General features: G+C 74.5%; 11 protein-coding genes and 1 pseudogene. 9 read left to right on the top strand and 3 right to left on the bottom strand.

The features are described from left to right. Positions 1–231: 231 nt before the first annotated feature. The 6 genes from AC5WAM_RS07700 (at position 232) to AC5WAM_RS07675 (ending at position 5,137) form a co-directional block, all read left to right on the top strand. Positions 232–1,575 carry a radical SAM protein gene (locus AC5WAM_RS07700; RefSeq protein ID WP_366793290.1) on the top strand — a complete coding sequence of 448 codons (1,344 nt, stop codon included), beginning with the start codon at positions 232–234 and terminating at the stop codon, positions 1,573–1,575. Between the two features lie 152 nt (positions 1,576–1,727). Further along, positions 1,728–1,916, top strand: coding sequence for a hypothetical protein (locus AC5WAM_RS07695; RefSeq protein WP_366793291.1), 189 nt, complete (start codon positions 1,728–1,730; stop codon positions 1,914–1,916). A gap of 112 nt (positions 1,917–2,028) precedes the next feature. Next, a complete protein-coding gene (locus tag AC5WAM_RS07690; protein ID WP_495522076.1) occupies positions 2,029–2,754 on the top strand; it encodes an SDR family NAD(P)-dependent oxidoreductase in 726 nt (241 codons plus the stop codon). An 8-nt stretch (positions 2,755–2,762) separates the two neighbouring features. Further along, positions 2,763–3,374 (top strand): GNAT family N-acetyltransferase, encoded by a 612-nt coding sequence (locus AC5WAM_RS07685; RefSeq protein ID WP_495522075.1) that lies wholly within the window; start codon positions 2,763–2,765, stop codon positions 3,372–3,374. Positions 3,375–3,483: 109 nt separating this feature from the next. Next, positions 3,484–4,614, top strand: a complete 1,131-nt coding sequence (locus AC5WAM_RS07680) for a hypothetical protein (protein WP_495522074.1) — start codon at positions 3,484–3,486, stop codon at positions 4,612–4,614. Positions 4,615–4,657: 43 nt separating this feature from the next. Then, positions 4,658–5,137, top strand: coding sequence for an ankyrin repeat domain-containing protein (locus AC5WAM_RS07675; RefSeq protein WP_495522073.1), 480 nt, complete (start codon positions 4,658–4,660; stop codon positions 5,135–5,137). Here AC5WAM_RS07675 and AC5WAM_RS07670 read toward each other — a convergent pair. From AC5WAM_RS07670 to AC5WAM_RS07660, 3 genes are all read right to left on the bottom strand, one after another. After that, a complete protein-coding gene (locus AC5WAM_RS07670) occupies positions 5,095–6,066 on the bottom strand; it encodes an ArsR/SmtB family transcription factor (protein WP_366790626.1) in 972 nt (323 codons plus the stop codon). The two genes, AC5WAM_RS07675 and AC5WAM_RS07670, sit on opposite strands and share 43 nt — an antisense overlap. A 174-nt stretch (positions 6,067–6,240) precedes the next feature. After that, positions 6,241–7,767: an amino acid permease gene (locus AC5WAM_RS07665; RefSeq protein ID WP_366790625.1), complete on the bottom strand. Its 1,527-nt coding sequence runs from the start codon at positions 7,765–7,767 to the stop codon at positions 6,241–6,243. Positions 7,768–7,865: 98 nt separating this feature from the next. Further along, entirely contained in the window at positions 7,866–8,861 is a 996-nt protein-coding gene (locus tag AC5WAM_RS07660) for a hypothetical protein (RefSeq protein WP_138962941.1), read from the bottom strand. A gap of 424 nt (positions 8,862–9,285) precedes the next feature. Between AC5WAM_RS07660 and AC5WAM_RS07655 the strand changes: the two genes are divergently transcribed. The 3 genes and pseudogenes from AC5WAM_RS07655 to AC5WAM_RS07645 form a co-directional block, all read left to right on the top strand. Continuing rightward, positions 9,286–10,734 carry an FGGY family carbohydrate kinase gene (locus AC5WAM_RS07655; protein ID WP_495522072.1) on the top strand — a complete coding sequence of 483 codons (1,449 nt, stop codon included), beginning with the start codon at positions 9,286–9,288 and terminating at the stop codon, positions 10,732–10,734. A gap of 93 nt (positions 10,735–10,827) precedes the next feature. Next, complete coding sequence (locus AC5WAM_RS07650; RefSeq protein ID WP_495522071.1) at positions 10,828–12,282, top strand: FAD-dependent oxidoreductase; 1,455 nt, start codon at positions 10,828–10,830, stop codon at positions 12,280–12,282. 59 nt (positions 12,283–12,341) lie between these two features. Then, a pseudogene (locus AC5WAM_RS07645) lies at positions 12,342–13,319 on the top strand (NAD(P)/FAD-dependent oxidoreductase); the annotation flags it as partial. Positions 13,320–13,791 lie beyond the last annotated feature (472 nt).

Below are 13,791 nucleotides of genomic sequence, written 5' to 3'. Positions count from 1 at the left end.
GCGGCACGGGCCCGCTGCCGGAGCGCGGTGGCGCGCCCGGCGCCGAGCCCTCTCCCGCGCGCGGCCCGGACGCCTCCGGGCGCCCGGGACCGGAGCCGGATTCGATGCGGAGCGCGCCGGTATTAGCGTGGACCCCGTGCACGGCGATCCCGTACACACCGCAAAAACCGGCAAAACAGGCTGAACCCGTCAAACAAGTCAAGCCCCGACAGGATCCGAGGTGCCCGCCCCATGCCCAGGCGTACGGAGTTGATCGAAGGACTCATGCAGCGGCATCCGCTGGTGCCGCGCGAGGCCGTGATCAAGGAGGACCTGCTGCGCGGTGGCGTCGCCTTCGACGAGTCGGCGCTCAGCGACAGCGCGAACGAGGCCTCCGGCGACGTCAAGCCGAAGTCGTACTTCATCTTCTCCTTCGACCACGGCACCCTGCCCGAGCTGGGCGCCGCCGCGCTGCGCCGCCCGCCGGAGGAGATCGTCCTCACCGGCGGCCCCTACGAGCTGCGCCGCACCGTGGTCTCGGTGCGCGTCAACCCGTCGTCCCCGTACCGCGTGGCCGCCGACGAGGACGGCGTGCTCGGCCTCTACCTGGACGGTCAGCGCATCTCCGACGTCGGCGTGCCGCCGATGCCGGAGTACTACCGGCACAAGCTCGCGAACGGCAAGTCGGTCATGGAGGTCGCGCCCACCATCCAGTGGGGCTACCTGATCTACCTCACGGTCTTCCGGGTCTGCCAGTACTTCGGCGCCAAGGAGGAGTGCCAGTACTGCGACATCAACCACAACTGGCGCCAGCACAAGGCGGCGGGCCGCCCCTACACGGGCGTCAAGCCCGTCGAGGAGGTCCTGGAGGCGCTGGAGATCATCGACAAGTACGACACCGCGAAGGCCTCCACGGCGTACACGCTCACCGGTGGCGCCGTCACCTCGCAGATCGGCGGCAAGGACGAGGCCGACTTCTACGGCCAGTACGCCAAGGCCATCGAGGAGCGCTTCCCCGGCCGCTGGATCGGCAAGGTCGTCGCCCAGGCGCTGCCCAAGGAGGACGTCCAGCGCTTCCACGACTACGGCGTGCGCATCTACCACCCGAACTACGAGGTGTGGGACCGCCGCCTCTTCGAGCTGTACTGCCCCGGCAAGGAGCGCTACGTCGGCCGCGACGAGTGGCACCGCCGCATCCTCGACTCCGCCGAGGTCTTCGGGGCGCGCAACGTCATCCCGAACTTCGTCGCGGGGGTCGAGATGGCCGAGCCGTTCGGCTTCAAGACGGTGAACGAGGCCATCGACTCCACCGTCGAGGGCCTGCGCTACTTCATGGCGCACGGCATCACGCCCCGCTTCACCACCTGGTGCCCGGAGCCCACGACGCCGCTCGGCAAGGCCAACCCGCTGGGCGCGCCGCTGGAGTACCATGTGCGGCTCCTCCAGGAGTACCGCGCGACGATGGCCGAGTTCGGGCTCTCCTCGCCGCCCGGATACGGCCCCGCGGGCCCCGGCAACGCGGTGTTCTCGGTGAGCTCCTTCATGGACAGCCTCCCGGCCGAACAGGCGGCGCCCGAGGCACCCGAGAAGGTGTAGCGCGCCCCGCGCCCCGCGCGCCTCGCGTCCCGCGTCCCGCGCCCCGTGCGGGATCGATTCAGCGGCCTCTTCCGGGTGACGGGGCGGATACCGGGACAACCCGGCGGGCAGCCCTGCGGAGATCACCCGTCTCGTCCGCAGAAAGGCTGTTCATGCGCCGTATCGCTGCCCTCGCCGTCGGAACGCTCGCTGTCCTCGGGGCCCTCGCCGCGCCCGCGAGTGCCGTCCCGGACCCGGTGGCCACCGTCGACTGCGCCGTCCAGGAGGTGACGGGCCTCGTGGACCTCGCCGGTCCCGGCGTCCCGGCCGAGGTGCCGGCCACGGGGTGCCTCGCCCCGTGAGCCGAGCGGGCGGGCGAGCGGGCCCCTTCTCCCGCTCGTCCGCCCGCGACCCCGGGGTCGCACGGCTGTGCCTACACTGCGGCGACAAGATCCCGGACGGTCGGAGGCACCCGTGAACGTGACGGTCATCACCGGCGGCAGCCGCGGCATCGGCGCCGCCGTCGCCCTGCGGCTCGCCCAGGACGGGCACGACATAGCCATCGGCTACCGCTCGGACGCCGAGGCCGCAGGGAAGGCCGCGGCGGCCGTCCGCGCGGCCGGCCGCCGCTGCGTCACCGTCGCCCTCGACACGGCGGACGAGCGCGACGTGGACCGGCTCTTCGACACCGCAGCCGCCGAACTCGGCCCGGTCACGGGCCTGGTGAACAACGCGGGCGTCAGCGGCCCCAACGGCCCCCTCGCCGACGCCGACGCGCAGGGCATGCGCCGCGCCCTCGACGTGAACGTCCTCGGCTATCTGCTCTGCGCCCGCCGCGCCGTGCGCGACATGACCCGCACCGGCGGCGGCGCGATCGTGAACGTCTCCTCGGCCGCCGCCACCCTCGGCAGCCCCGGCCAGTACGTCCACTACGCCGCCACGAAGGCCGCCACGGACGCCATGACCGTCGGCCTCGCCAAGGAGGTCGCGGGCCTCGGCATCCGCGTCAACTGCGTGGCCCCGGGCATCATCTGGACCGAGTTCCACGAGGACCCGCAGCGCCCGGCGAAGCTCGCCGACCTCATCCCCATGGGCCGCTCCGGCCGCCCCGAGGAGATCACGGGCGCCGTGTCGTGGCTCCTGTCGGACGACGCCTCGTACACGACGGGCGCGGTGCTCCGCGTCGCGGGCGGGATGTGACGGGAGCGATGGCGGGCGAGGGGGAACAGGGGGAACACACCGTGGAACTGCGCACCGTCCGGCTCACCGACGACATCGTCCTGCGCCCGTCGACCACGGCGGACGCCGAGGCCCTCGCCCGCGCCCACGACCGCAGCCGCGCGCACCTCGGCCCGTGGGACCCGCGGCGCCCGCCCGAGTTCTTCACGACGGCCGGGCAGCTCGCGCTCCTGCGCGCGTACGAGCAGGAGCGCGCGGAGGGGCAGCGGGCGCGCTGGCTGCTGTGGGACGAGTCCGGGGCGGGCGCGGGCGATGCCCCCGTCGTCGCCGGGGGCATCGCCCTCTCCCAGATCGTCCGCGGCCCGCTCCACAGCGCCAACCTCGGCTACTGGACCGACGTGGGCTACGCCGGGCGCGGCCTGGCCACCGCCGCCGTGACCGCGGTGTGCGCGGCCGCCGACGCCGATCTGCGGCTGCACCGCCTGGAGGCGGGCACCCTCCTGCACAACGCGGCCTCGCAGCGGGTGCTCGCCAAGTGCGGCTTCACGGAGTACGGCCTCGCCCCCGCCTATCTGCACATCAACGGCGCCTGGCAGGACCACCGGCTGTTCCAGCGCATCCTCAACGACCGCGAGCCGTAGGGCAGTCCGCGGGTGCCCCGGTTTGTCACCCGCGTACCTAGACCCCGCCCCTCGTGACGGCCCACTGTGGTCCCTTCCGTCCGCCCGGCCCGTGGGGAGGGGACCAGTCGTGAGACGAAGGCGATTCGTGTCAGGGACGCTCGGTGCGCTGTCGGGGATCGCGCTCGGCCCGGCCGCGGCGCGCGCCGCCGCGCCGGCGCCGCGCGCCGGGGGCTGGCAGGCGGTGCCCGCGCCCGGCAGCACCCCGGCCGCGCAGCTGCGCCGGATCGCCGCCGCCGGGCCCGGCCTCGCCTGGGCCGTGGGCGAGGAGGCCCAGGGCACCTCGTCGCCCGCGCGGGCCCTCGCCATGGTCTGGAACGGCAGCGCCTGGGCCAGGACCGACCTGTCCCACCTGGCCTACGCGGGGCGCCTGAGCGACGTCGCCGGGGTCTGCGCCGACGCGGCGTGGAGCGTGGGCGCGCCCACCGGCAGCGCCAGCCCGCTGCTCCGCTGGGACCGGACCACCTGGCGGGAAGCCGCGTTCCCCGGCAAGGGCGAGCCGGACGTGCGGCTGAGCGCGGTGGCCGTCGGCCCCGACCGGCGGGTGTGGATCAGCGGCACCCGGGGCGGCTCGGCCCGGCTGCTGCTCGGGGACGGGCAGCGGTGGCGCTGGCTCGACCCGCTGCCCGCGGCGGGCGTGAACCTGTACCGGGTGGTGGTGCGCGCGCCGGACGAGGTCTGGGTGTGCGGAGACCAGGCGGCGGGCGGCGGCTGGGCGGGTTTCGTGGCCCGCTGGAACGGCTCGTGGACGGTGCTGCCGCCGCTGGCCGGGCTCCGGCAGACCATCGCCGACGTGCACGCGGTCGCCGCGGACGACGTCTGGGCGGTGGGCAACGAGTTCGGCGTCGGCGGACCGCCGGGCCGTCCCGGCAACCCCATCCTGCGGCACTGGGACGGCTCCGCCTGGAACCCGGTCGAGGCGGGCTTCACGCTCGGCTCGCTGTCCTCGATCGCGGGCGACGCCCAGGGCCGCCCGGCGTGGATCTCGGCCTGGAACTACCAGGACCAGAGCCGCAGTACGTATCTGCGCCACGACGCGGGGACCTGGACCGTCGTGCGCGGCCCCGCGGGCCCCGCCCCTTCGCCGTACGTCAACGACGTCGCGCGCGTCCCGGGCACCTCGAGCTTCTGGTCGGCGGGGATGACCAGGTCGTCGCCCTACCCGCCGACCGAGGCGTACACGGAGCGCTTCGACGACTGAATTCGCTGGTCACGCCCGCTGCCCGGCCCTTAGCCTCGGCCCCGTGAACCAACGCAAGCGAAAGAAGTACTCCCGTCGTCTCTTCGAGGCCATCAGGGCGGGCGACGCCTCTCGGGCCAGGGCGCTGCTGCGGTCCGGGGCCGACCCGGGGCGCCCCGACAGCGAGGGCACCACCCCGCTGTACGAGGCTTCCGTGAACGGCAGGACGGGGGTCGCCCGGGTGCTCCTGAGGGCGGGGGCCGCCCCGGACGCCGAGAGCGCCGGGCTCGGCGCGGAGGGCACGCCCCTGTGCGCGGCGGCCTGTTGGGGGCACACCGCGACCGTGCGCGAACTGCTGGCGCACGGCGCGGACCCGAACCTCCGCGAGGACGGCGGCACGGGCTGGTCCCCGCTGGACTGGGCGCGGGCGGGCTCCCACGCCGCGACGGCGGACCTCCTCGTCGCGGCGGGCGCGGCGGCGCGCGGGGGAGCCGCCGGGCCTCAGCCGCCGAGCAGCGCGTCGCCCTCCGCGCTCCTGCGGTAGAGGACCACGTTCCGGTCGCGCTCGCGCAGGACCAGGCCCGAGCGGTGCAGCACGCCCAGGTGGTAGGAGACCGTGGCGGGCGCGAGCCGGTGCCGGGCGGCGAGTTCGCCCGTGGTGCGGGGCGCGGAGAGATCGCCGAGCAGCGCGGCCCGGCTCCTGCCGAGGAGCCGGGACACGGCCGGGCGCCGGGGCCGGTCGGCGGCTGCGCCGATGCCCGTCGCCGGGTATCCGAGCACCGCGTTGCCCGGCGCGCCCACCTGCACGCTGACCCGGGGCCAGGACGCCGCCATGGGGGCCAGGACCAACTCGGCGCCCTGGAAGCGGACGGTCTCTTCGTAGTTCTTGCGGACCGTCAGACAGCCGTCGGCCCAGGTGACGTCGGAGTGCAGGGACCTGAGCACGTGGCCGACGCCGTGCGTGGCCAACTCCGCGGCGCGGGCGGCCAGATCGGCGTCGAGCACCGACTTCAGGCCGCACCAGCCGTCGGCGACGGCGTCCTGCCAGAACTCGCGCAGGCCGTTGGCCGCCCGCTCCGCGAAGGTGCCCGACTCCACCGCGTCCAGCACGTCCCCGGGCACGGGCCCGTTCAGGAAGCGCATCTCGCACACCTGGAACGCGGCCTCCTCCGGCGGGGTGCCGCCGATGGCCTGCACCTGCTCGGCGAACGCCCGACGGGCGGGCCCCACGGCGGGTTTGGGCGTCAGGAGGTCCGGCATGTACGTGGGCCCGCCCGGCACGGACAGACACTGGGCGACCAGGCGCACGTCGGGGCGGCGCAGCGCCCAGCGGGCCGCGGCCCCCGGGTCGCCGAACACCGGGTGCCGCCCGCCGCTCACGGCGTACCGCAGCCACCAGACGGCCTCGTTCACCGGGGATATCGCGAGCCGGATCCGGCCGACGGACTCCGCGTCCAGATGCGCGTGGATCACGTCACCGGATGCTAGGCGCCGCCCGTGGCGCGCGCGACGCGGAACCCGGCCAATTCGAACGTGGTCGAATTCCTCACTCCGCGCCGGCGTACGCCAGTTGACTGGAGCGAGGGCAGGGGCGGAGCGGGACGGGGCCCGGACGGGGGTCGGGCCCCGCCCCGCGCGGCAGGAGCGCTAGATGATGCCCTCGGCGATCTCCGCCTGCTCCTTGTCCGTGCCGTACGCGGCCGGGGTGTTGTAGGTGCGGCGGGCGACGAACCACCAGATGGTGGCGAGGACCAGGACCACGGCGAGCGCGATGGACGCGTAGTTCATGGTGTCGACGTTCACCGGCGAGGACTGCGGGAGGCAGAAAAGGACCGTCACGAAGGCGACCCAGCACACCGCGATCCAGCCCACGGGCCTGCTCCAGCGGCCCAGGTTCCACGGCCCCGGCCGGAACCGGTCGCCCGCCTTCAGGCGCAGCAGGATCGGGATGGCGTAGGCGGGCGTGATGCCGATGACGTTGATGGCGGTGACGGCGCCGTACGCGGTCTCCGAGTACAGCGACGGCAGCGCGATGACGCCCGCGAGGCCGACCGAGAGCCACACGGCGGGCACCGGCACCTGCGTCTTGGGGCTCACCTTGCGCCACACCGCGGAGCCCGGCAGGGCGTTGTCGCGGCTGAAGGCGAAGACCATGCGGCTGGCAGCGGCCGTCTCGGCGTTGCCGCAGAACAGCTGGGCCACGATCACGATGAGCAGCAGCGCGGTGGCGCCGGAGGTGCCGAGCCCGTCGATGAAGATCTGCGCGGGCGGTACGCCGGTCGCGCTCTCCTGGGTGCCGACGTAGTCCTGGATGGCGAAGGTGAGCCCGGCGAGCAGCACGAACCCGGCGACCCAGGAGACCCAGATGGCGCGCACGATGCCGCGCGCGGCGGTCACGGAGGCGTTGGAGGTCTCCTCCGACAGGTGCGCGGAGGCGTCGTAGCCGGAGAACGTGTACTGGGCGAGCAGCAGGCCGATCATGCACACGTACAGCGGGCTCGACCAGCCGGTGTCGTTCACGAACTCGCCGAACACGAACGACGGCGACTGGTGCGAGTCGGGGACGATCGCGAGGACGCCGACGATCACCGCGACGCCCGCCAGGTGCCACCACACGGAGATGGAGTTCAGGAGGCTGACGAGCCGGACGTTGAACAGGTTCAGGAGCGCGTGCGCGAACAGGATGCCCAGGAAGATCACGAAGGTGGATCCCGCCGTCGGCGTGAAGTCGGTGTGCATGCTCAGCAGGGCGCCGCTGAACAGCGCCGCCCCGTAGTCGATGCCCGCGATCGCGCCGAGGAGGCCCAGGAGGTTGAGCCAGCCCGTGTACCAGCCCCAGCGCCTGCCGCCGAGCCGGTCCGCCATGTAGTAGAGCGCGCCGGAGGTCGGATAGGCGCTGGTGACCTCGGCCAGGGCCAGGCCCACGAACAGGACCATCAGGCCGACTCCGGCCCAGCCCCACATCATCACCGCGGGCCCGCCGGTGCCGAGGCCGAAGCCGTACAGCGTCATGCAGCCGGACAGGATGGAGATGACGGAGAAGCTGATGGCGAAGTTGCCGAAGCCGCCCATGCGGCGGGCCAGGACGGGCTGGTAGCCGAGTTCCCTGAGCCGCTGCTCCTCATCGGGGAGCGGTGGTATCGCGGCAGAACTCGACACGGTGGTGCGGGACACGGATCAACCTCCGGGGAGAGCGGGGGTGCGGGGGTGTGAGGGGTGTGTCACGGGGGTGACGAAGGGTGGTGCCGGGGGTGCGGGGGGACAGAGGTGGGTCAGCCGCGCGGGCCGGGGCCCCGCGCGGCGTGGTAGCAGCGCGCCCGGGCCTGCACGAAGGACTCGGCGGCGGCCTCCGCGTCGCCCGGTGACGTGGTGCGGTACGTCCACGGCACGACGGCGTAGAAGGGGTCGAGGGCCTCGAACACCCGCACCGCGTCGTGGAAGTGGTGCGCGCCCCACAGCGCGTGCGCCAGGTAGTTGAGGTCGAGCAGCGAGGCCGCTTCGGGCTGCGTGTGGTCGAACCACAGCTGGAGCGCCCGCAGCGCGCCGCGCGTCGCGTCCTCCGCGATCCAGTGCAGGTCGAGCGCCCGCTCGCTGCCGCCCTCGCGGCGGTAGCGCTCCACGCGCACGTACAGCGGGAGCACGTGCAGGGGCGAGCCCGCGGGCGCCGCGGCGGACGCCCAGTGCACGAAGTTGACCGCCTCGGTCAGCGGCGCGCCCGGCCTGCGGTGGTAGGCGAACTGGAGCATGCGGTGGTACGCCTCGCGGTTGCCGGGGTCGCGCTTGTCGGCCTCGGCGAGGATCTGCCACGGGCCGGGGAACAGCATCGGCTCCGGCGCCGCGACCCGGTGCTCGTCCCACCGCTGGCCCTCGTCGAGCTGGGCGAGCGCCAGCAGGCAGATCCACGGCACGGGGTCCTCGGGGGAGGTCTGCGAGGCGATGCGGCAGGCGGTGTTCGCCTCGCGCCACAGGTCGTTGGTGTGGCGGTGGCCCGCCCGGTGCGCGCGCAGGGCGCGCTCCACCGCGACCCGGGTGTGCAGGACCGTGGCGGCGACGCTGCGCGGCTCCTCGGCGAGCCAGGCCCGCACCACGTCGGAGCCGGCGACGGCGGCCGCGAGGACCTGGGTGCGCTGGGTCCACAGGCCCCAGTCGGGGGTCTCGGTGAGCAGGTTCCTCGTCGACACCCAGCGGCCTGCCTTGAGGTCCTGGAGCACGGCGCGCAGCGGCGCGTCGTGACCGGCCGGGTGATACACCGGGCGCGCTAGGGGCATCGGGGGTCCTCTGGGCTCTGACGGCGGAGCGGACCGGCCCGCACTCCGGGTGCGGTCCGGTCCGGGTGCGCCGCGGTCCGTGTGGGTCTGCGGTCTTTCCGTGGGGCGGTGGGCTGGGGCAGGAGGCTGTGGGCTGCGGGTTCCGTGAGTGATGAACTGATGTGCGAGAGGGTGTTGTTGTTCGGCGGTCAGTGTAGAGCGGAGACTTCCGATTACTGGGCAGTCCTCGGATCTTTCTTGACCAACTTGTGTCAACGCGGCACGCCGTTGCGCACTTTGGTTTCTCACTTGTTCAACAGCGGCCCCTATTGCGCGCTTTGGGCGATCCGCGTCCCTTGACGACCCCCTGCCCCCTGTAGCAGGCTGCCGCAGTGATCACGACTTACAGCGCGGCCCGTGTTGCCGGGCGGGGACGAGGCCGCGGATGACGGGCGGCGGCCCGGTACTGGCCGTTGACCAGGGCACCTCCGGCACCAAGGCCCTCGTCGTCTGTCCCGAGCGCGGAGTGATCGCCTCCGGCAGCGCGCCCGTCCGCCCCCGCCATCTGCCCGGCGGCCGGGTCGAGGTCGGCCCCGACGAACTGCTCGCCTCCGTGCTCGACGCCGGACGCGAGGCCCTGGACCGCGCGGGCGAGCCGGTCGCCGCCGTGGGCCTCGCCAACCAGGGCGAGACCGTCCTCGCCTGGGACCCGGCGACCGGCGAGCCGCTCACCGACGCCCTGGTCTGGCAGGACCGCCGCGCCGAACCCCTGTGCGCGGAACTCGCCGAGCACGCCGACGAGCTGAAGGACCTCACCGGGCTGCCGCTCGACCCGTACTTCGCCGCCCCCAAGATGGCGTGGATACGCCGCCACCTCACCCGCGGCGGCGTGGTCACCACCAGCGACGCCTGGCTGGTCCACCGGCTCACCGGCGCCTTCGTGACGGACGCCGCCACCGCGGGCCGCACCCAGCTCCTCGACCTGGACTCCGTCACCTGGTCCGAGCGCGCCCTCACCCTCTTCGGCCTCGACGGCGAGCAGCTGCCCCGGGTCGTGGACGCCGCCGAACAGGTCGGCACCACCCGGGCCTTCGGCGGCGAGCTGCCGCTGACCGGCCTCCTCGTCGACCAGCAGGCCGCGCTCCTCGCCCAGGACGTCACCGCACCCGGCACCGCCAAGTGCACCTACGGCACCGGCGCGTTCCTGCTCGCGCAGACCGGTGCCCGGCCGCGCCGGGGCGCCTCGGGCCTGGTCGCCTGCGTCGCCTGGCGCCTCGCGGGCCGCAGCAGCTACTGCCTGGACGGCCAGGTCTACACGGCCGCGTCCGCCGTGCGCTGGCTCACCGACCTCGGCGTGATCAAGGGCGCGCGCGACCTCGACCCGGTCGGCTCGGCCGTGCCGGACAGCGGCGGCGTCACCTTCGTCCCCGCCCTCGCCGGGCTCGCCGCCCCCTGGTGGCGCGGCGACGTGCGCGGCTCCCTGACCGGGCTCGGCCTCGACACCGCCCCCGGGCACCTGGTGCGCGCCCTGTGCGAGGGCCTCGCCGCCCAGGTCGCCGAGCTCGCCGACGCCGCGGCCGCCGACCTCGGCGAGCCCCTGCGGAGCCTGCGCGTCGACGGCGGCCTGACCCGCTCGGCGCTGCTCATGCAGACCCAGGCCGATCTGCTCCAGCGGCCCGTCGAGGTCTCCGCCCTGCCCGACGTCACGGCGCTCGGCGTGGGCGCGGTGGCACGCCTCGGCCTCGACCCGGGGCTCGGCCTGGACGACGTCGTCCCCGCGTGGCGGCCCGTCGCCGTCTACGAGCCGCGCATCGGCCCGGACGAGGCCGCGTCGCGCCGCGCCGCCTTCCGTGCCGAGGTCGCGGCACTCCTGGAGCGCACGCCCCCGTCCTGACCTTCGCGCGCCGGGCCCCGCCTCCTGAGCGGAGGGCCGCGCGCGCCACGAACGGACCGCCCCTACGCCCTCCGACGCACGAGACCGGACCCCATGAGCACCGAGCGACACGACCGCACGACCGCCGCGCGGCAGGGCCGCGTCACCCGCTCCGGCGCGCTCCCGGACGACCCGTACGACGTGACCGTCGTCGGCGCGGGCGTCGTCGGCACGGCCATCGCCCGCGAACTGGCCCGGTACCCGCTGCGGATCGCGGTGGTCGAGTCCTCCGACGACGTGGGCGAGGGCACGTCCAAGGCCAACACGGCGATCCTGCACACCGGCTTCGACGCCGCGCCGGGCTCCCTGGAGGCCCGGCTCGTCCGCACGGGGCAGCGGCTGCTCGCCGCCTACGCGGCCGAGGCCGGCATCCCCGTGGAGCCGGTCGGCGCGCTCCTGGTCGCCTGGGACGCGGAACAGCTCGCCGCGCTGCCCGGACTCCTCGACAAGGCCGTGCGCAACGGCTACCACGAGGCCCGGCTGCTGGACGCCGCCGCCGTGCGGGCCCGCGAGCCCCACCTCGGCCCCGGGGCGCTCGGCGCCCTCGACGTGCCCGGCGAGAGCGTCATCTGCCCCTGGACGACGCCGCTCGCCTACGCGACGCAGGCTGTGCGCTCCGGCGCGGACCTGCACCTCCGCTGCCGCGTGACGGCGGTCGCCACGGACGGGGACGGCCACGTCCTCACCACCGGACGCGGCCCCCTGCGCACCCGCTACCTCGTCAACGCGGCGGGCCTGCACGCCGACACCGTGGACCGCATGCTGGGCCAGGACACCTTCACCGTCACCCCCCGGCGCGGCCAGCTCATCGTCTTCGACAAGCTCGCCCGCGACCTGGTGCGCCACATCCTGCTGCCCGTGCCGACGGCGCTCGGCAAGGGCGTCCTCGTCGCGCCGACGGTGTACGGCAACGTCCTGCTCGGCCCCACCGCGGAGGACCTCGACGACAAACGGGCCACCGGCTCCACCGCCGAGGGGCTCGCCGGGCTGCGCCGCCAGGGCGCCCGCGTCCTGCCGCCGCTCCTCGACGAGGAGGTCACCGCCGTCTACGCGGGGCTGCGCGCGGCCACCGATGACGACGACTACCGCATCGACGCCTGGCCGCGGCAGCGCTACGTGACCGTCGGCGGCATCCGTTCCACCGGCCTGACGGCATCCCTGGCGATCGCTGCGCACGTCACGGAGCTGCTCGCCGGGGCGGGTCTTGCCCTGGGCGGGGCCCGCGCGCTCGCGCCGGTGCGGATGCCGAACCTGGGCGAGGCCTTCCCGCGCCCCTACGAGAGCGCGGAGCTGATCGCCGCCGATCCCGCGTACGGCACCATCGTCTGCCACTGCGAACGCGTCACCCTCGGGGAGATCCGCGACGCCCTGCGCAGCACGGTCCCGCCGGTCACCGTCGACGGGCTCCGCCGCCGCACGCGGGCGCGCGGCGGCCGGTGCCAGGGGTTCTCCTGCGGAGCGGCCGTACGCGCGCTCCTCGACGGACACGACAGGCAGGCGCGGCGATGAGCGACGAGACGAGCGACCGGACGAGCGGCGAGACGGGCGACGAGCGGCGGGAGGCCCCGATGCGGCGCGAACGCGCGGTCGACGTCCTCGTCGTGGGCGCGGGACCCGCGGGCCTCGCCACCGCGGCGGGGCTCGCCGCCGCGGGAGCGGGCCGTGTCGAGGTCCTGGAGCGGGAGCGGCAGGCGGGCGGCGTCCCGCGCCACTGCCACCACGGCGGGTTCGGCGACCGCGCGGTCGCGGGCCTGGCCGTCCCCGGGACGAGCGGGCCCCGCTACGCGCGGCGGTGCGTCGAGGCGGCCGTGCGCGCGGGCGCCACCGTGCGCACCGGCGTCACGGCCACCGCCTGGGCGGGCCCCCGCACCCTCGACACGACCTCGCCCCTGGGCCTGGAGCGGCTCACCGCGCGGGCCGTCGTGCTCGCCACCGGGGCCCGCGAACGGCCGCGCGCCGCGCGCCTGGTGCCCGGCAGCAGACCCGCGGGCGTCTACACCACCGGCGAACTCCAGCAGGCCGTCCACCTCTTCGGGCAGCACGTCGGCACCCGGGCGGTCGTGGTCGGCGGCGCGGCAGTGGCGTACGCGGCCCTGGACACGCTGCGGCGCGCGGGCGTCGACACCGTCGCCCACGTGACGTCCTCGGCCCGCACCGACGCCCCGGCCCCGCGCGCCGCCGTGGCCCGGCTGTGGCACGGGATCCCCCTGCTCACGGAGACGGACGTGGTCGAACTCGTGGGCGGGGGACGCCTTTCGGGCGTGCGCCTGCGCCACCGCACCGGCCGGAGCGCCCACCTCGCCTGCGACACCGTGGTGTTCACCGGCGACTTCGTCCCCGAGCACGAGCTCGCACGGCGCGGCGGTGTGCCGCTCGCGCCCGGCACCCGCTTCCCCGATGTCGACGTCGCTTTCCGTACGGGCCTTCCCGGGGTGTTCGCGGTCGGGAACGTGGCCCATGCCGTCACCCCCGCACGGGTGGTGACGGCGGAGGGGCGGCGCGCGGCGGAGTCCGTCCGGCGCTTTCTGGCGTCCGGGGAGTGGCCGCCGACGGCGTCCGCCCGCTAGCGAAAAATTGACGCCAAAAATGAACCGTCAACCACAGGCGCCTCCGGGCGCACACCGGCGCAGTGCCGGGCGCACGGCAATGGGGTGGCGGATTCTCCCCTTTCCCAGGGAGGATCGGCCACTCCGCGCCTCGTTTAGGGCAGGCCTTCTCCCGGGGTAGTCGCTTATTCGACGAGCGGGTTCCGGAGGGCGTGGGGCTGGCTTGAATTGCCTGATCGTTTCACCGGGACCGGGGAAGGGGTGAACAATGCAATCTCGTCACCTCAGGGCACGTGCTCGCGGTCCCTTGCGTTTCTCCGGTCCTCTTCTCGCCCCAGGCCTGCCCTGACGGGAGGGAAGTCGAGATCTTCGACAGGATTACGCAACTTCCCAATGTATCTCAGGCGAAACTGCTGAAGAACCCTCAGTTTTACGCCATGGCGGCGCATCAGCGAGGGACGTGCTCTCTCAG

The organism is Streptomyces sp. JLYT201 (assembly GCF_059448825.1).
Note: the sequence above shows the minus strand (reverse complement) of the source record. Positions and strands in the feature narration are given on the sequence as shown.